Below are 18,588 nucleotides of genomic sequence, written 5' to 3'. Positions count from 1 at the left end.
GGAGATCCCATGTTCGATCTGGACGAAGAAGTCAGCATTGATCTCACGCCGCTTGTGGACGTTATCATCGTACTGCTTTTTTTCTTTATTCTCACGGCCTCGTTCAGCAAACCCATACTGGAGATTGTGCTGCCCAAGGCCGAAAACCCGGATCCCGGCTCAACCCGTACCCCGGAGATGGTCATTTCCATCAAGCAGGACGGCACCATTCACCACGCTGGCCAGCAGATCAGCAAGGAAGCCCTGCCCGCCCTGCTGGAAACGATGCCCGACGCCCTGCTGAACCTGCATGTGGACGAAAAGGCGCCCTTCAACGCCTTCGTCGGCGTGGTGGATCTGGCCAAGACCAAGAGAGGAGGCCGCTTTGTCATCAGCACCCAAGCGACATTGGCGTCCAAGCCATTATGACGCGGTTGCACAGACGCGCAGCCGCAATTACGCCCTGTGCATAACATCCGGCATCGTTGTGTTGGCTGTGCTGCTCATGTCTTTGTCAAAGCAACCCCAGCGCATGCTGCTTCCCGCTGCAGCGGCGGGGCCAGTGCCCCTGGCCATGCGGATAGAGTTCGTGCCGCCAGCTGCTGAAGTGGAGCAAAAGCCGGTCGATCGTCGCCTCATGGCCGACGACTCGCCCTTTAGCGCCGCCCTGCCGCCGCAGACCGAACCGGAACAGCCCAAAGAAGAGCCCAAGCCGGAAGAAACGCCCAAGGTAGTGGAGCAAAAACCCAAGGTCCAGCCCCCGACGCCAAAGCCTGCTCCGCGCAAGGCCGCAGAACAAAAGGCGCTGCCTTTAAAGCAGGAGAACGCCGTTCCCGGCCCGCGCAACCAGGCGGGGCACCCCCAGGGCAGCCCGGATGGCGGCATTGCAGGCGGCGTACCCGGCGGCGTGCCTGGCGGCAGGGCCGGAGGCGTGGATGGGGGTGTTGCGGGCGGCGTGCCCGCCTCCACAAAGAACATGGCCCTGAGCAGGATACTCAACGCTGTGGAAAAACATAAAAACTACCCCAAGCACGCGCGCCGCAGCGGTGCGGAGGGGCTGGTGATCCTCCTTGTCAGCGTAAACGACCAGGGGTGCGTCACGGCCAGCACGCTGGACAAGCACTGCGGTCAGGCGGTGCTGGACACGGCCACCAAGGAGCTGGGGGAAAAACTGGTAGGGCTGAATACCGGCGTTCAGGGCGCGTCTTTCAGCGTGCGCGTGCCGGTGGAATACAAGCTGAAATAGGGCGGCTACATGAGGCGCGTGCTCTGGCTGCCGCATGGGCAGCGCTTGCACGGCAAGCGCAGGCGCTGGATCTCGCCCTGTTGCACGCCGAAACCGGCGTGCCGTGCCCTTTTGCGCAGAGACAGTCTCAAAGGCAATCTGCCCTCGCTGAGCGCCATTCTGAACATGACCGGCTTGCCTGCGCGTGAAGCAGACGTGAAATGAAAAACGGCCCCTGTGGATCAGACGCCGTGTGAGGCCGCACGCATTGAAGCGCCGCATGTGCCGCTTCAAACGCCGCAGGCGCGCCATATGGGTAGCCGCAAGCCATATACCGGATGGGCAAATCAGGCCTCACATCTTGCAACGCGGCTTACCCGCAGGGTAATCCGTGCGCATGGCCGCTCGCAGTAAGGGCAACCGGGGCTGGCTATTTGGTCAGCGATGAACGCCGCAAAACACCGCCACTTTCCGCCGCACGCATACGGCGGCGCACACGCCTGCCAGTCATTGCGGCCATGGCCGCGCAAAGACGGCCTGCCCGCGCCTCAGCCTTCGTCCACAAAGTCGCGGCGGTTCACAATTGCAGGAGGCGTTTCGTCGCCCTTCGGCAATCTGTGTTTTTTGGCCGCGTGCGCGTCGCGCAAAACAATGCTTTTTTCCAGCCAGCCCTCCCACTGGGGCATGGTGTGGCGCATGTACAGCACAAAAAGCCGCCAACGCATCATGACGTCGTCGGGCAGGATGTGCTCGAGCTTACAGGCCGTGTCAGCCGCCGTTTCTTCCGGCAGTTGCAGCACCGTGGAAAAGAATTCCCGCAAAACCATATTGCGATGGGCCAGGCGTTGCCCCGCCTGAAGGCCCTTTTGCGTCAGATTCACCAGGCTGTAGGGTTCATAGCTGATATAGCCGCGCTTGGCCAAGGATCGCAGGGCGTTTGTCACCGAAGGACGGGCGACCTTGGCCGCCTCGGCGATATCACTGGGGCGACACGCGCCTGTGGCGAATTCCTGTTTGAATATGATGGCCAGATAGTTTTCCAGGGCAGGAGAAAGGTCTTTTTCATCCTGAACCATTGAACCAGTTCCTTGCATTTTCAGCTCCATATGTGGACCGGGTGGCGTGCACCACAAATATCAGAGAACACGTATGCCACCAAACCATTTTTTCTGCATATAGATTTGCAGCGTCCAGAGGGAAGAAACCAACCCGCCGCACGCCATGCCAACATACGCCCCAACGGCTCCGAACTCCAGCCAGTGGGCAAGACCATACGCCAGCGGCACGGACACTCCCCAGGTAGTGTAGCAGCTTACACGGCAGGTAAAGCGTGTGGCGCCCGCGCCCGCCAGCACTGCGCTCAACATCTGGCTCAAGCCCTGTAAGGGCAGCCCCAGGCAGGATATCCACAAAAATATCTTGGCTAGCTCAACCGTGCCGGGGTCCTGGGTAAAAAGCATGACAACGGGTTGACAGAAGAGGCACAGCCCCAGACCAGCCGCAGCCAGGGCCAAGGCCACCCACAGGCCATAACGCATGCCAAGGGCGTATCCCTCACGACCCATGCCAGCGCCCAGCAGATGCCCGCCAAGGATGGTCAGGGTCATGCCAAGTCCTGCCAGGGGGAACAGCAAAAAGCCCAGAACGCGCATACCAAGAGTCATGGCGGCGATGGAGTCCACAGCGTGCAGAGGCAGGCTGGAAACGCAGGCAAGGATGGCGATGCTGCCCGCATGCCCCGCCAGATTGCCAAGAGCCGCCGGAGCGCCCACGCGCCACAGCCGGGGCATGGCGAGCCTGTTCCAGCGCCAGGCCGCAAATGAAGACGCCCGCAAGATGCCCACGCGCATGGCCAGGATGATATTGCAGACAAAGCCCGCCAGGGACGAGGCAAAGGTCGTCCAGGCCACGGCGGAGTAGCCAAGCTGCGGGAAGCCCCACCAGCCAAGCCCCAGTCCCACGCTGCTGACAAATTTGATGGCCGTCACAAGGCACAGCGTGGCTGTGGGCAGCCAGACCATCTTGTGCGCGCGAAAAACGGAGTTCAGCATGACAAGGCTGTAATAAAAGGGCAGCTGCGCCGCATAGGCAAAGGCAAAGGTGCGCACCATGGGTGCTATGGCCTGCGGCACCATATCCGTCATGGGCAGTGCCAGAAGCACGGCAAGCCCCAGCAGTGCAATGACGGAGCCAGCACTAAAGGAAAGACAGACGATCAGGCCGGAATACCGGCGGGCGCGCAGGGTTTTGCCCGCGCCAAGGGACTGGCTGACCATGGCCAGACAGCCGCTGCCCACCACAGCCGTCAGCAGCATCAGAAAGGTGAGAATCTGCGAGGTAAAGCCCAGGGCGGCCAGAACGCCCTCGTTGAGCTGACCAGCCACCCACAGGTCGATCATGGACATGGCCATGTAGCAAAACATCAGACCCATCTGCGGGATGGTGAGAAGCGCTACTTCGCGAACGGAAACGGCCTTGGTTTCGGGCATGCGGCATAGTGCCGCACAGAATTCTCAATGTCAAATAAAGTTAGTCTAAAATAATTTATTTTTTACGGTAATTTTAGCCAATAAAACTTTATACTTCCGCTGTCAGTAGCCGCCTCGCCAACCCAGTAGGCGCTCTGCCCAGTCCAGAGGCGGCGCCGGCCAGTTCCACACCCGCGTATGCCCTCAGGAGCGGCCCGCGCGCGTACGCACCGAGGCGGAATATCAGGATGGTCCATGCCCAGCGTTTATGCGCGTCCCGCGCGCGCACGCTCCGGGTGGTCGTCATCAGAAAAAAACCTCTTCCCTATCCGCCCCGCATGCCAGCGCACAGGGATTTCCCGCCCCCCTGGCGTGTAACGAGGAGCCGAGCGCCCCGTGTGCAGCGCGTTGGCAGCCGCTAAAAGTCCCCCACGTGCGGCCCCCTTTATGAAGTACTGCGCGCAAGCATTGATCAGCCTGCGCCACAAGCTGCCTTGCAGGCGGATCATGCCCCACGGACGGCGTCCGGCATCAGGCGGCATCCCTGCGCACACGGCCTTTTACCGCAGGGCGGCCTTTACGGCGCGGTTCGTCATGACCGCGTTTCGTAAAAAATATCCCGTCAGTTCATAAATACGCCCACACGGCACAACGACAACAAATACACAATTATTATATCATGTTAAACAGATTAAAACATTCTGGCGCCACACTAAAATCTCATAAAGGTTTTAGGGGGTGGGGGCGTGGGAGAGGGACCTTTTGCAAAAGGGTCCCTCCCCCACAAATATTTCAGCGTGATAGCGCGCTAGAAACAGCCTCGGCATGTCGTTGTCCGCGCGCAATGCTGCCAGCCGCAACGGCAAACAGAGAAGCATTGCCTGTCATTGCCAATAGTTTACGGCACGATGTTTTTCGGTAATACTTCCTGTAGACATACCGTCAGCACAGGCGTGCGCGTCTGCTTTTCGCGTGCTCTTGCAGACAACTTGCGCGGCAGAGCCGCACCACAAATCATCCTGCCGCCGCTTGCCTGGTGAGAAATCGCGCGTTCCGACACCTTCGCGTCACCCTGGCATCCCATACTGATGCTCCGTAACCTTCCCGTGCTGGCCCATTCTGCACTCCCTGCGGCCCCAACCCGGAAAACGAGGTCTGTATGCAAAAACCGTATATCCATACCCATAGCAAGTGGTTCGCCAAGGATGTGTCGGACGTTGCCAAAGTGCTGCTGACGGACCTACGGCAAGGCATCACCCAGGAACAGGCCGCCGAGCGGCTTGAGGAGTTCGGCCCCAACTCCCTGCCCACAAAAAAGAAGCAGAGCCGGATCATCGCTTTTCTTCGTCATTTTCACGACATCCTCATTTACATACTCTTTGTGGCAGCCTTTGTGACGCTGGTTCTGGGCCACTACGCGGACACCATTGTCATAGTGCTGGTGGCCATTGTGAACGCCTTTATCGGATTTTCGCAGGAGTTCAAGGCTGAAAAAGCCCTTGAAGACATCAGGAACCTGCTGTCGCTCAAGGCCTCAGTCATACGGGGCGGCACGCGGATGGAGGCGGATTCGACAGAGCTCACCCTTGGCGATCTTGTTCTGCTGAAGCCCGGCAACAAAATCCCCGCCGACCTGCGCCTTGTGACGGCTGACAACCTGCGCATCGAAGAATCCGCCCTTACCGGTGAATCCGTACCTTCAGAAAAGAGCACAGAGCCCCTTGATCCCGAAACCACGCTTGGCGACAGGGTAAACATGGCCTTCAGCGGCACATCCGTAAGCGCTGGCTCTGGTTCGGGCATTGTGGTGGCCGTGGGGCAGGAGACGGAGCTTGGGCGTATCAGCCAACTGCTTGAAGAAACGCAAAACATATCCACGCCCCTCATCCGCCAGATGGCGCAGCTTGGCAAAACCGTCGCCCTGTTCATTCTTGGCGTGTCGCTGCTGATTTTTCTGTTTGGCCGTTTTTTTCGCAACTATGACGCGGGCGAACTGCTGCTCGCCACCATCGGGCTTGCCATTGCGGCCATTCCTGAAGGGCTTCCCGCCATTCTTTCCATCATTCTTGCCGTCGGCGTGCAGCACATGGCGCAGCGCAAGGCCATTGTACGCACCCTGCCCTCTGTGGAAACCCTCGGATCGGTTTCTGTAATCTGCTCTGACAAGACGGGCACGCTCACCAAGAACGAAATGACCGTCAAAAGCCTTGTGCTGGCAGAAGAGCGGTACGAGGTGGAGGGGACGGGCTACACGCCTGAAGGCTTCATAGCCCAGAACGACATGCCCGTGGACGCGGCTGCAGCGCCTCGCCTGGCAGAGATGCTCCGCTGTTTTGCCATATGCAACGACTCAGTGCTCACGCAAAACGCGGCGGGCGCATGGGGCATCCAGGGCGAGCCCACAGAAGGCGCGTTGCAGACCCTTTTTAAAAAATCCGGCCTTCCGGACGTGGAAAAAAGCAGAATAGCCACCCTGCCCTTTGATTCGCAGTACAAGTATATGGCAACCCTTATTGAAGACGGCGGGCAAACCCTGCTGCTGGTCAAAGGCGCGCCAGACCGCCTGCTGGACATGTCTGCCACGCAGAGAAGCGACGCAGGCGACATGCCCCTTGATGCCGCCTTGTGGGCGCGTGCAATGGCGGAAACGGCAGGCAAAGGGCAACGGCTGCTGGGCGCGGCGGTAAAAACCATGCCCGCGCACACCACGTCCATTACCCACAAGGATGTTCAGGAAGGTCTTGTTTTTCTTGGCTTTGCAGGCATTGTCGATCCGCCGCGCCAGGAGGCGCTTGAAGCGGTGCGCGCCTGCAAAGACGCGGGAATCACCGTAAAAATGATTACAGGCGACCATGTGGACACTGCCAGGGCCATCGGCCTTGAGCTTGGCATCGGTGACGGCTCCATGGCCATTTCCGGGCAAAAACTGGATGAAATGACGGATCAGCAGATCCAGTGCGCTGTGAAGCGGTGCGACATCTTTGCCAGAACAAGCCCCGAACACAAGCTCAAGCTCGTCAAGGCCCTGCAGGCCAACGGCGCGGTGTCGGCCATGACGGGCGACGGCGTCAACGACGCGCCGGCGCTCAAGGCGGCAGATGTGGGCATAGCCATGGGCATAAAGGGAACCGAGGTCACCAAGGACGCGGCGGAAATCGTGCTCACGGACGACAATTTCAGCACCATTGTGGCTGCTGTGGAAGAAGGGCGCAGGGTCTACGACAACCTGCGCAAAACCATTCTCTTCATCCTGCCGACCAACGGTGCAGAAAGCTTTCTCATCATGGCCAGCATCCTGTTTGGCACGACCCTGCCGCTGACGCCGGTACAGATTCTCTGGGTAAACATGGTCACTTCGGTGACGGTGTCCCTTGCTCTGGCCTTTGAGCCCAAAGAAGACAGGGTTATGCGCCGCCCGCCGCGACCCGCCGGAGAAAAAATCCTCGATGCCTATTTCATCTGGCGCATAGCATTCGTATCCGTGCTCATCGGCGGCATGACCCTGATCATGAGCATCAGCATGACGCGTATGGGATATGATGAAGACATTGTGCGCACCATGACCGTGCAGAGCATTGTCGTGTGCCAGCTTTTCCATCTGTTCAACAGCCGCAGCATCCGGGGATCCGCCTTCAGGATGCACCCCTTTTCCAACCGGGCGGTTCTGGTGGTCAGCGCCCTGCTTGTGGTCCTTCAGCTTTCGGTAACCTACATACCCTTTATGAACGGTGTATTCGGCACTGTGCCCCTGCCCTTGCGGTACTGGCCCATGCCCTTGCTGCTCGGCATGGCGGTATTTCTGGTGGTGGAAGGTGAAAAGGCCTTTATGCGCAACATGGATGCGCGGCGTTCAAAGTCCGGGGCCGGGGCCGAGGCTGGCGGCAAAGACCCCTGCGATATATGAGACGCTGCGCGAAGGCTGGCAATGCGCCAGGCTTCGCGCCAGATGTACTGTCACGTTGAAAATGCTCTGTGGCGGGGACCCTTTTGCAGAAGGGTCCCCGCCACCCCCCATCCCTAAATCTTTATTGTGTTTTGGCATAGTACGGGCCTTCTGATCAGAAACGGGGATTTCAGAGGCAGCGAGCGCCTGTTCACACTCCAGCCAGCGCGCCTGTAAAAAAAGCCAGCCCGGCCTTTGCTGCGGCTTGAGGCATCATGAAGACGGCTTACCTAAAAAGCCCGCCCGCAATAGCTGCGGGCGGGCTTGAAGCACGTTTATGGGAAGGGCCGTCAGCGCGGGGTCGTCTGCCACTCTGGCCCAAGCAGCTGGTCCAGCAGACGCCCAAGTCCTTTCCTCAAGCTTTCCCGCTCTTTTTTACCGTATTTTTTGCCACGGGCCAGACTTACAAACAGGGCCGAACCCGTGAGCAGCACGTACGCAATATCAGCCCGTGTCGCCACATCCGCTCCACGCAGCCTTTCTCGCAGCGCCTTACGCTTTTTGTCGAAAAATCCAGAAATAATATCCGTAACTTCAGGGTTCAGCGCGGAAAAAAGAATGATGCGAAACTCGTCCACCCAGGTGCTGTTTCCGCGCTCTCCTCCAAGCACTATGCTGTCCAGTGCCCTGTCCAGAGAGCCCTTCACACTTGATCCCGGCGTTTTGGCGAGTTCGTTCAACGATTCCACCACTGCCGCGAAGAGCTTTTTTTTGGAACCGAAATACCTGTTAATAAGCGTGACGTTGACCCCTGCTTTGGCCGCAATTTCTCGTGTGCCCACGCTTTCATAATGGGCTTTGGCAAAAAGATCACGTGCGGCCAGCAATATACGCTGCCGGGTCTGCGCCGCATTGCGGCCCTGCTTGCCCTGCTCTGTCGCTGGATGCGCCTGATCCGCAAATCTGACAGCGGAAGGGGGGCTGCCGTCATTTTTGACTGTATTGCTCATGGCATTCTCATATGTTGCCAGGACGCCCGCGAGGGACACATACCGTCACAGTCGTGCCTGTTTAACTTCGGAACACATATGCAAAAACGCGCCCCCAACAAACCGCGGGCGCGCTTTTGCATGACATCCGGATTTGAAAGAAATTATTTTTCCGGCCCACAGCCGCCCCGGCAGAGATGTTCAGTGCCAAAAGCCGCCAGCCTGTTTTGGGCAAAAGCTTCAAGGCAGGCTCCAACGCTGGGTAATCCCGCATTATGATACACGGCGATGCCCGCTGCCTGCATGGCCCGCAAGGGGCGCACCCCCATGCCTCCGGCCAGCAGCACCTTTACGCCCATGTCGGCCAGGGCCTGCACAGGGCTGCTGCAGTCGCCAGGCAAGTGTGCGGCATTGGCCCGGACAGTAATGTTTTTCACCTGGCCGTCCTTGACCGAAGCCAGCGTATAAACGGTACATCGGCCAAAATGGGCATGCGGTGCGGCCTCAAGCCCACCGGGTTCCTGAGACGGCACGGCCACCAGCAACCCCTCGGAGCCTGAGGGCGACACGTCGCCATCCTGAGCCTCCATGGCGCACACGCCGCCCTCGATACGCAAGGCCAATCCGTCCACAAGGGCTTCGGCCACACAATGCCGCGCCCGGCGCAGCAGCCGGCCGAAGGTGTGCCGTGACACTCCCATACGGGCAGCGGCCTCATCCATATTTCGGCCTTCATAATCGGCCAGACGCAAAGCCTCCAGGCCATCCAGCGGCAGAATTCTTTCATCAAGATCTGATAGAGGGATGCCCTTGGGCTTGAAATAGCTGGCCTTGGGGAGGGCGCTTACGCGCCTGCAGTGACTGGGTCTTGGCATAATCTCACGCTGATACGATTTTATTATAACCTACTTTACTGAATGGCGCACGTCAAGGGCATTCACTTCTGGCACTGGCGGCATTGCATGACGTGCCATAACTATGCGACATTGCATGGTAACAGTACGCGCAGACGTGGAGGACAAAAGAAAATACGCGGAACCGGCGAAGGAACACCGGTTCCGCATATCTATCGGATACTTGAATGCATCAGACATGTACTTCAGGCAAGACTCCGTTATCCGCCAAGGCTCTCCACCTGCTCCAACAGCCCGAGCAGCCTTCGGGCATCGGACGCGGTCGGCTTAGGCGGAAGCGGCGACAGTATTCCCAGGCCTTCCATGACGTCATGAAAGACGGCCTCGTCCATTTCAGTCACAACAGCGGTGTGCATTCCGGCATCAATCATCATAAGCTCCATCACCCAGGCCCGCGCGTGATCGCCGGAAGGCGGGTCAAGAAGCGCCAGAACAGGGACATCGCGCCGCGCCGCTTCCTTGCACTGGTCAATAGTTGCCGCCATGCACACAGTGCAGCCGTCTTGTTGCAGCTGCGCCACAAACGCCTCCCAGGCTTCGGGCCGGGGTGTTTGCAACAGGATACGCCTGTTCTTCATGGCCGCCCCTAGTGCGCGCCGCCGCCGCAGGTCTGGTCTGTGGTGAAACGGTTGAGCTTGCCCGCGCAAAATGCCTCGACCGCCTGCCCCACTGTGGGATAGTTGCCAGCGAAAAAGACGTCGATGTGCATCTGGTTAAAACCCATGAGGGGGCGCATGCCCATGCCGCCCGCCAGCAGGGCCGTGACGCCATGCTCGGCCAGATACTGAACGGGAGCCATGCAGCCGCCCTGCTGGTGCGGTATGGAAGGCAGCGTGGACTGTGCCGCTACAGCGCCGTTTTCTATTTCCACCACGGTGTAGATGGCGCAATGGCCGAAATGCATGCCCATGCCCGCGTCCATACCGCCGGGAAGTTCGGAAGGAATGGCCAGAACTGTCTTGCTCATGATAATGTGTCCTATAAAGTGTTGATGTTGGCCCGCCGGGCGGGCTTGTCAGCCATGGCGCGGATGCGCCGCCATATCTGCTCCAGCTCGCTTGCCAGAGGAGAATCCCTTTCGGTCAGTGCCTCGCCCCTGACCATGGCCTCCGTCACAAGGGGGCTGAAGGGCAGCCGCCCCGCCAGCGCGTGCCCGCGCCGGGCGGCGTGTTCTTCAATGGCGCGGGCTTCGTCGCCGTTGAGGTCTGCCTTGTTGATGATTACCGCCACAGGAATGCGAAAATGCCCGCACAGGTCCGCCACACGCTCGAAATCGTGCCGCCCCGATGGCGTGGGCTCCACCACGGCCACTGCCAGGGTGGCCCCCGAGAGCGAACTGATGACAGGGCAACCTATGCCCGGCGAACCGTCGCAAAGGATGAGCCCGCCATCTTCGGTAGCGGCGATCTCGCGTGCCTGCTGTTTGAGCAGGCTCACCAGACGGCCCGAATTTTCCTGACCCGGGTCAAGCTGCGCGTGCACAAAGGCGCCAAAGCGCGTGCGGCTCAGATACCAGGTCCCACAATGCCGCTCCGGAAATGCAATGGCCCCGGCAGGGCACAGTCTGTGGCATACGCCGCAGCCCTCGCAGTCCAGTGCGTCTATGCGGAACACGCCGTCTTTCAGATGCACTGCCCCGAACTGGCAAAGCTCCATACAGCGTCCGCACTGCGTACAGGCTGCCTCGTCAATGACCGCCGTATGACCAGAAATGAATGCCTGCTCCTGTTCGATGCGGGGATCAAAAATGATGTGCAGGTCGGGCACGTCAACGTCCAGATCACAGAGAACGGGATTCAGCCCCTCGCGGTGAGCCAGGGCAGCCAGTGAGGCGCACAGTGTCGTCTTGCCCGTGCCGCCCTTGCCGCTGATGACAACTATTTCACGCATGCCGTGCCTCCGCTGCGCCCTGCCCGTCGCAATGCCGCTCCGCACGGGCCTGCCCCGTTGTTTCCGTCTGTCGCGCAGAGTCCTGCCTGGGTTGGTCGCCAATCCACCGGCGCAGCGCCTGTTGCAGACTTTCAAACCGCCCGCGCCATGCCAGGGCATTGGCATCTGACCCCACCGGCGGCAGATTCCCGCGCGCATAGCCCTCAGCGGCCTGAATATCAAAGGGCAGCCTGGCCAGCAGGGGCAAGCCTTCCGCCGCGCAATACCGCTCAAGGGCGGCATCCCCGGCTTCGTTGCCGGGCATGCCTGCCCGGTTCATGACAACGGCCAGGGACAGCCCAAGCTTTTTGAAAGCCGCATGGGCCAGCTTGAAATCATACATGCCGAAGGGCGTGGACTCCGCCACCAGAACAAGAGCGTCCGCCATGCGGGCCGTGGTCATGGCCGGACAGCTCACGCCGGGGGGCGAATCAATAAGGATATCCGTGCCGCCTGACGCAGCCGCGCCAGCGTCGGAAGAATAAGCCTTTTCAAGAGCGCGCAGCAGAGGGGGCGACATGGCCTCGCCCACCCGGCTTTTACCCATAAGCAGGGCCTGCTCGCGGGCAGGATTCAGGTTCCACCGCCCCCATTGCAGGCTGCCCAGTTCGCGTCGGCCCCTGTTCAGGGCAGCGGGTACGCAAACCTCGAAACATCCGCCGCAGCCATGGCACATATCAGCGAAAATTGTGGGTTTTCCCCCCAGCATGGCAATGGCCTTGTAGGCGCATATGTCAGCACACTCCCCACAAGCCGTGCATTTTTCCGCTTCAAGTTCAGGCACGGTCAGATACACAGGCTGCGGCGCGTCGAGATCAGGATGCAGAAAGAGGTGCAGGTTCGGAGCCTCCACATCGGCGTCAACTATCAGACAGGGCTGCGGCCAAACCACGGCCAGTGAAGCCGCCACCGTGGTTTTTCCCGCGCCTCCCTTGCCGCTGGCAAATGCAATGCGCATGGCAGCCTACTTGTTGGGCGCTGAGGCCGGGCTGACGGAGCCTTCGGTATAACAGCGCACGGCTTCGCCCACGCTGCGACCGTCCAGATCCTGATACACCTGCATGCCCGCCGCCCGCAAAGCGGTGAAAGCCTTGGGGCCAACGTACCCGCTGAGCACGGCGCCAACGCCCAGGGCCGAAAGGCGCTCGGCTGTCTGTATGCCCGCGCCTTGCGCCATGACCTGCGAGGCCCCGTTATCAACATATTCAGTGGCCATGCTTTCCGTATCCACCACCACGAACCCGGCGGCACGCCCGAAACGCGGATCAACTTGGGAATCCAGGCCCGGCCCTTCGCTTGAGACGGCGATTTTCATATATCCGCTCCTTTGCGCAGCCGTGGCCGCGCCGTTAGTTTTGCTCAAATGAGCATAATCTTCGCGCGCCGAATGTCAAGATAAAGACACAATTTTTGCCATGAAAAAAAAGGCCGGCTCGCATGCACGCGAAACCGGCCCTGTCCAAGGCGGTAATAAAGGTTTTGGAGCCTTTCAACTTTGAAAAAGTGTAGATGCCCTACTGCCGCACGAGCGTGCAGCGCGCACAACGTGGCGTGGATTCAGCTGAAGCCCGCATTCTTCGGCTGAATGAACACTTTGAGGTGTGAAGCATTTCAAAGCTAATCTGCCCCGGAGCTGTTTACGAGTGAAATGAGGTACCTGCTCTGCAAGGATTTTACTGAAAATCCTTGCCAAGAAATGCGAGCAGGCAGGTTTTTGCCTGCCGTATGCGAGCATTGCAGGTATCAAATGGTCTGGAAGGCAGGGCGTGAAGCGCGGGGCGTGAGTGAGGGGACCCTTGTGCAAAAGGATCCCTCCCCCACAAAGCATTTTAAAAATCATCTACATTTGGACTGTGTCGTCACGAGATGAATTTCCTGTTATATCAGGGGAAACAAGCCTTTTATGCAGGGAGTGCACTCTGATGGCACTCGACCGGAATAAAAGGCGAAGTTCTGCGCAAAAATACCAGGAAAGGCGCTCAAGACGTCACTACCCAGACTGTGTCGTCACGAGATGAATTTCCTGTTATATCAGGGGAAACAAGCCTTTTATGCAGGGAGTGTACTCTGATGGTACTCGACCGGAATAAAAGGCGAAGTTCGACGCAGAAATACCAGGAAAGACGCTCAAGACGTCACTATCCAGACTGTGTCGTCACGAGATGAATTTCCTGTTATATCACGGAGAACAAGCCTTTTATGCAGGGAGTGTACTCAGATGGTACTCGGCCGGAATAAAAGGCGAAGTTCGACGCAGAAATACCAGGAAAGGCGCTCGTGACGGCATAGTCTAGGCGAGCCCGAAGCGCAAACCGGCATAGCCCACAACCCGGCTGGTATCGCCGGATGCCGCAGCCGAAGTGTCATAGAGGCAGAGCTCGGCCCAGGGGTTTCCAAGGGCGCGCGCGGCAAACAGGGCCAGGGCCAGCGGGCCTACCCCGCACATGGTGATGCCCTCATGCTCCACAACGGCAAGCAGACCATCGGGATCACAGGACAGGGCCTGCGTCAGGGCCAGCGCGTCCTTGTGCAAGGTCTGCTCCTGGCTCTGGTAGTGGTTCAGGTCAGAACTGACGATAATGCCCACATCCTGCCCTCTGGCGCTGAAATCTTGTATCACCTGCGCCAGGGCCTGCCCGGCGGTGCGCAGCGCACTGGGCCTGCGGGTTCCCACGCATATGGGCGCGATGGTGCGAAGCGCGGGCGATCCGTCTTCTTCAGCTGAGATGCCGGGCAGACTTTGCAGAAAAGGCAGCAGAACTTCAATGGAATGTTCGCCCAGATGGCTAAGCTCGTCCGGCAAAAAACCGCCCGGAGCCTGAATAAGGGCCTGAGTTAGTTCTGCGTCCACTGGCATTGGACCCAGCGGCGTCAGCCACTGGCCTTCGGGCCAGACGCCCAGTGGCGTGCCCTGGCCCGTATGGTTGGGAGACAGGACAAACAGCCGCTGCGGCAGGCTGGCTCCTGTTGTGGAGTTGCCCCACGGGGCAGCCAGTGTGGCTCCTATGATGCGGCCGCAGTAAACATAGCCTGCGTGAGGCAGCACAAGGCCCAGCAAGCGTGAACCGGCGTCGGGCGAGTGCTCGTCCGGCAGAAAACCTGCAGGAACAGCAGCCGCCATAAGCCATGCCCGGACTTCTTTTGTTAACTGATCAGCCTCGGCAGGATAAAAACGGCCTGCCGCAATGGGATGTCGTATACTCATGGCCGCTCCCGGAATATGGCGTATCTGAAGTAACTTTGCGAACCCCGCGCAACGGGCCTGACCGGACTTGAGACCGCCTGGATCTCCGCCCCGCTGTCCGCGCGACGTTACGCGCGGCATCCCGCCCTCGTTGTCGGCCGCGCACCCATCAAATCCTGCGGATCCTCAGGGCACATCAGCAAAACGCACCGTAGCAGGGTTCTGGCGCCTGTTTTCGTCCTTTTGTTTTTGGTTAATCGAGGCCGCCCAACAGTGCGTAGTGGGTTTCCATATACTCAAGCAGCCCTTCACGGCCGCCTTCACGCCCCACTCCGCTGCCTTTGACGCCGCCGAAAGGCGTTTCCGCCGAGGCCAGTCCAGCGTCGTTGACGCCCACCATGCCATACTGAAGGTTCTTCCACAGTCGCCAGATACGTGCCATGTCGCGCGTGCAGACGTAGGACGCGAGGCCGTATTCCGTATCATTGGCCAGGGCCACGGCATCGTCTTCGTCCTCAAAGGACATGACGGCAGCCACAGGCCCGAATATTTCCTCGCGGAAAATGCGCATTTCAGGCGTTATGCCCGTCAGCAGCGAGGGTTCGTAAAAGTTGCCGCCAAGGCTGTGGGGCTGACATCCTGCTATGCGGCGGGCTCCCTTTTCAAGGGCGTCGCGCACAAGGGCGTCCACATGGGCCACGGCTTCGGCGTTGATGAGCGGCCCCATGGTGGTATCGGGCTTGAGCCCGTCACCGACCTGAAGGTCGCGGATGCCTTGCAGCAGACGGCGCACAAAGGCGTCGGACACGTCCCTGTGCACCAGAAAACGGTTGGCGCAGATGCAGGTTTGCCCCGCATTGCGAAACTTGCTGCCCATACCCACACGCGCCGCCAGATCCAGGTCCGCGTCGTCAAAAACAATGAATGGCGCGTTGCCGCCCAGTTCCAGCGATACCTTCTTCAAGGTGGGGGCGCACTGGGCGGCGAGAGTTTTGCCCACGGGCGTGGATCCGGTAAAGCTGAGTTTGCGCACCAGAGGACTTTCGGTAACCACGGAGCCAATGGCCCTGGCGCTGCCCGTTATCACGTTGAAAACCCCGGCGGGAATGCCCACCCGCATGGCCAGTTCAGCCATGGCCAGAGCGCTGAACGGCGTGGCGCTGGCGGGTTTGACAATGACCGTGCACCCCGCCGCCAGGGCCGGAGCCACCTTGCGGGGAATCATAGACATCGGGAAGTTCCACGGGGTGATGGCCACGGCAACGCCCAGGGGGGCATGCCGGGTGAGCGCCTGCACGCCCTGCCGGAACTCGGGCACCACCTCGCCGCTCACGCGGCGGGCCTCTTCGGCATACCAGGGAAAGTAGGAGGCTCCCTGAAGGATCTCCGCCCTGGCTTCAGCCAGGGGCTTGCCCTCTTCAAGGGTGAGCAGGCGGGCCAGGTCTTCAAGGTTGGCGCGTATGGCCTGCTCCCAGGCATGGAGGTAGGCTCCGCGTTCCTGCGGGGTTTTATCTTTCCAGAGGGCAAAGGCGCTGTGGGCGGCGTCAATGGCAAGCTGGGCTTCGTCAGCGCCGCAGTTGGGCACAGTGCCAAGCAGCTTGCCATTGGCCGGATTGATGACGTTCAGAACGCTCTTGTCCGCCGCGTCACGCCACTGCCCGTTGACGAGGCAGTGGGGACGAAACAGACTTTTATCCTGCAATATCTGGTGCATAAGAGCCCCTGTTATGGCGCGGGCAGGGGGTCAGAACAGTTGTCTGCCTCCCATCCAGTGATGCTTGACGCGCCCGCGCAAGGTCTGCCCCAAAAAGGGCGTGTTCAGGCTTTTGGAGTACATGGTTTGGCGCGAGGCCGTCCATGCTTCATCAGGATCAAACAAAAAGAAGTCCGCCGGGTCGCCAGGGGCGAAGCCGTTCCAGGGCAGGCCGAAAATTTCAGCCGGGCGGCGGCACCACAGGCGGTGCACGTCAGATTCGGCCAAAATGTCCGCATCCACAAGCTTCCAGGTGAGGGCAAGAGCCAGATCAAGACCTGTGAAGCCGCAGGGGGCCCCGTCCAGGGTGCCGTCTTTTTCGTGAGCCGCGTGCGGCGCGTGGTCGGTCACAAGGATGTCCACAATACCCGTTTTCACGGCTTCGCGCAGCACTTCACGGTCATGCGCCGTGCGCAGCGGAGGGCTTACTTTGGCTTGAACACTATAGTTCTCCAGCGCTCTTTCGTCCAGCAACAGATAGTGCGGGCAGGTTTCGGCGCTGACCTTCACGCCGCGCTGCTTGGCCCAGCGTATGAGGTCTACGGTCAGGGCAGCGGAAACGTGCGCAATATGCACTGGGATATCAAGATATTCTGCAAGCATGATGTCGCGGGCGGCCTGTATGGCCTCTCCGGAGGCCGGTTGCCCCTTGAGCCCCAGAAGGCCGCTGACATGCCCCTCGTGCATGATCCATCCGCGGCCCAGGTGCGGGTCCTCGCAGTGGTCGATGAGGATCAGGCCGAGGTCCGCGGCGTATTCCATAATACGGCGCACAAGCTCGGCGTTTTCCAGGGGGCGGCCATCATTGGACACGGCCACGCAGCCCGCCTCCTTGAGCTCGGCCAGGGGGGCCATCATCTCGCCCTTGAGGCCGATGGTGGCCGCCGCAATGGGAAAAAGCCGGGGCCCGTGGGGGTGGCTTTGCCTCGCCCTGTCCAGCATGTGGCGGGTGACGCTGGCCGTATCATTCACCGGCTTGGTGTTGGCCATGCACATGACCGCGCCAAAACCGCCCCGCATCGCTGCTTCAAGCCCTGAAGCCACGTCTTCCTTATACTCGAAACCGGGTTCGCGCAGGTGAACATGCGCGTCGATAAAGCTGGGCATGAGCGCAAGACCGCAAGCGTCAAAAATTTCGCAATCTTCTGGCGCTGCGTGGTGGCCCGCCGGGGTCATAGTCATGATTGTATCGCCGTCCACCAGAAGGTCTACGGGAGCCTCCAGGTGACGGGCATTTTTGATGCAAAGCCTCATGCGCGTCCTCCATCGTTGCGTGTGGCCAGAAGATAGAGCACGGCCATGCGCGTCGCCACGCCAGCGGCCACCTGGTTCAGCACCAGGCTGGCAGGGGCGTCAGCCATGTCATCGGAAATTTCCAGTCCCCGGTTCATGGGCCCGGGATGCAGCACTTTAGCCCCTGGCCGGGCCATTTCCATATGTCTGAGGCCAAGGCAGAAGCGCCGCGAGTATTCGGCCAGATCGGGCAAAAGCCCGGCCTGCTGTCGTTCCAGCTGCAAGCGCAGGCACATGGCGGCGTCCACATCGCGCACGGCCTCTTCAAGATTTGTATACACCTCCACAGGCCAGTGGTCCACCCCGGCAGGCAGCAGGGTGCGCGGGGCGCAGACCCGCACGCGCACGCCGAGACTGGTCAGCAGATGGATATTGGACCGCGCCACCCGGCTGTGGGCGATATCGCCAAGGATGAGCAGCGTGCGCCCTTCAAAGGCGTTATCCCATGCCTGACGCAGACTGAAGCAGTCCAGAAGGGCCTGCGTCGGGTGGGCATGCCAGCCATCGCCGCCATTGACCACGCCGCAGGGCAGCAGTTCCGCGATATAGCGGGCCGCGCCGCTGCTGGAATGGCGGATGACGATGACGTCAGGCGCCATGGCCTGGAGCGTCAGGGCCGTGTCCTTGAGGCTTTCGCCCTTGTTGAGGCTCGAGCCGCTCTTGCCCAGAGAAAAGGTGTCCGCCGACAGGCGCTTGCCCGCCACATCAAAGGAAGTCTTGGTGCGGGTGCTGTCTTCCACAAAGAAAAGCACCACAGTCTTGCCTTTGAGCGTGGGCACCTTTTTGACGGGTCGGGTGTTAATTTCCTGAAAGCTGGCGGCCAGGTCCAGCAGATGCAGGGTGTCGGCCCTGCTCAACTGGGTTACGTCCAGGAGGTCCTTGTGTGACCAGTGGTAGCGGTTGTCGGTATTCATGGCAGTACTGGTGTAAAAAGGTAAAAAAAAAACCCCGCTGACTTTTCAACGGGGAAC

The 18,588-nt window shown here is 60.0% G+C and carries 16 protein-coding genes; 3 read left to right on the top strand and 13 right to left on the bottom strand.

Annotation, left to right across the window (positions count from 1 at the left end; genetic code table 11):
* The first annotated feature begins 9 nt into the window (after window positions 1-9).
* A complete protein-coding gene (locus BCS36_RS03285) occupies window positions 10-408 on the top strand; it encodes a biopolymer transporter ExbD (RefSeq protein ID WP_291301500.1) in 399 nt (132 codons plus the stop codon).
* Window positions 365-1,225, top strand: coding sequence for a TonB family protein (locus tag BCS36_RS03280; RefSeq protein ID WP_291301499.1), 861 nt, complete (start codon window positions 365-367; stop codon window positions 1,223-1,225). Before BCS36_RS03285 ends, BCS36_RS03280 begins: the two co-directional genes overlap by 44 nt.
* Before the next feature lie 527 nt (window positions 1,226-1,752).
* Here the strand turns inward: BCS36_RS03280 and BCS36_RS03275 are convergent.
* Together BCS36_RS03275 and BCS36_RS03270 are read right to left on the bottom strand one after the other, a co-directional pair.
* Window positions 1,753-2,298, bottom strand: a complete 546-nt coding sequence (locus BCS36_RS03275; RefSeq protein ID WP_291301498.1) for a metal-dependent transcriptional regulator — start codon at window positions 2,296-2,298, stop codon at window positions 1,753-1,755.
* 42 nt (window positions 2,299-2,340) lie between these two features.
* On the bottom strand, window positions 2,341-3,693 hold the full coding sequence (locus BCS36_RS03270; protein ID WP_291301497.1) for an MATE family efflux transporter: 1,353 nt from the start codon (window positions 3,691-3,693) through the stop codon (window positions 2,341-2,343).
* Between the two features lie 1,138 nt (window positions 3,694-4,831).
* On the opposite strand from BCS36_RS03270, the gene BCS36_RS03265 reads away from it, so the two are divergent.
* The gene (locus BCS36_RS03265) at window positions 4,832-7,576 is read left to right on the top strand and encodes a cation-transporting P-type ATPase (protein WP_291301496.1); all 2,745 of its coding nucleotides are present in this window, start codon (window positions 4,832-4,834) and stop codon (window positions 7,574-7,576) included.
* 329 nt (window positions 7,577-7,905) lie between these two features.
* Here BCS36_RS03265 and BCS36_RS03260 read toward each other — a convergent pair whose 3' ends face one another.
* The 11 genes from BCS36_RS03260 to BCS36_RS03210 all read right to left on the bottom strand — a co-directional run bounded on the left by BCS36_RS03260 (window position 7,906) and on the right by BCS36_RS03210 (window position 18,531).
* Window positions 7,906-8,565: a TetR/AcrR family transcriptional regulator gene (locus BCS36_RS03260; RefSeq protein WP_291301495.1), complete on the bottom strand. Its 660-nt coding sequence runs from the start codon at window positions 8,563-8,565 to the stop codon at window positions 7,906-7,908.
* 143 nt (window positions 8,566-8,708) lie between these two features.
* Window positions 8,709-9,419 carry a DUF134 domain-containing protein gene (locus BCS36_RS03255; RefSeq protein WP_291301494.1) on the bottom strand — a complete coding sequence of 237 codons (711 nt, stop codon included), beginning with the start codon at window positions 9,417-9,419 and terminating at the stop codon, window positions 8,709-8,711.
* Between the two features lie 239 nt (window positions 9,420-9,658).
* Window positions 9,659-10,036 (bottom strand): response regulator receiver protein, encoded by a 378-nt coding sequence (locus tag BCS36_RS03250; protein WP_291301493.1) that lies wholly within the window; start codon window positions 10,034-10,036, stop codon window positions 9,659-9,661.
* An 8-nt stretch (window positions 10,037-10,044) separates the two neighbouring features.
* Window positions 10,045-10,425 (bottom strand): NifB/NifX family molybdenum-iron cluster-binding protein, encoded by a 381-nt coding sequence (locus BCS36_RS03245; RefSeq protein WP_291301492.1) that lies wholly within the window; start codon window positions 10,423-10,425, stop codon window positions 10,045-10,047.
* A gap of 11 nt (window positions 10,426-10,436) precedes the next feature.
* Window positions 10,437-11,348: an ATP-binding protein gene (locus tag BCS36_RS03240; protein WP_291301491.1), complete on the bottom strand. Its 912-nt coding sequence runs from the start codon at window positions 11,346-11,348 to the stop codon at window positions 10,437-10,439.
* The gene (locus BCS36_RS03235; RefSeq protein WP_291301490.1) at window positions 11,341-12,345 is read right to left on the bottom strand and encodes an ATP-binding protein; all 1,005 of its coding nucleotides are present in this window, start codon (window positions 12,343-12,345) and stop codon (window positions 11,341-11,343) included. Before BCS36_RS03235 ends, BCS36_RS03240 begins: the two co-directional genes overlap by 8 nt.
* 6 nt (window positions 12,346-12,351) lie before the next feature.
* Window positions 12,352-12,702: a NifB/NifX family molybdenum-iron cluster-binding protein gene (locus tag BCS36_RS03230; RefSeq protein ID WP_291301489.1), complete on the bottom strand. Its 351-nt coding sequence runs from the start codon at window positions 12,700-12,702 to the stop codon at window positions 12,352-12,354.
* A 975-nt stretch (window positions 12,703-13,677) separates the two neighbouring features.
* The gene (gene amrB / locus BCS36_RS03225; protein WP_291301488.1) at window positions 13,678-14,592 is read right to left on the bottom strand and encodes an AmmeMemoRadiSam system protein B; all 915 of its coding nucleotides are present in this window, start codon (window positions 14,590-14,592) and stop codon (window positions 13,678-13,680) included.
* A gap of 232 nt (window positions 14,593-14,824) precedes the next feature.
* A complete protein-coding gene (locus BCS36_RS03220; RefSeq protein ID WP_291301487.1) occupies window positions 14,825-16,285 on the bottom strand; it encodes an NAD-dependent succinate-semialdehyde dehydrogenase in 1,461 nt (486 codons plus the stop codon).
* A gap of 30 nt (window positions 16,286-16,315) precedes the next feature.
* Complete coding sequence (locus tag BCS36_RS03215; RefSeq protein WP_291301486.1) at window positions 16,316-17,578, bottom strand: dihydroorotase; 1,263 nt, start codon at window positions 17,576-17,578, stop codon at window positions 16,316-16,318.
* Complete coding sequence (locus BCS36_RS03210) at window positions 17,575-18,531, bottom strand: aspartate carbamoyltransferase catalytic subunit (RefSeq protein WP_291301485.1); 957 nt, start codon at window positions 18,529-18,531, stop codon at window positions 17,575-17,577. The genes BCS36_RS03215 and BCS36_RS03210 overlap by 4 nt, the downstream gene beginning before the upstream one ends.
* Between the last annotated feature and the right edge of the window lie 57 nt (window positions 18,532-18,588).

The organism is Desulfovibrio sp. MES5 (assembly GCF_002237645.1).
Classification (GTDB): domain Bacteria; phylum Desulfobacterota; class Desulfovibrionia; order Desulfovibrionales; family Desulfovibrionaceae; genus Desulfovibrio.
This window is presented reverse-complemented; position numbering and strand designations above follow the sequence as displayed.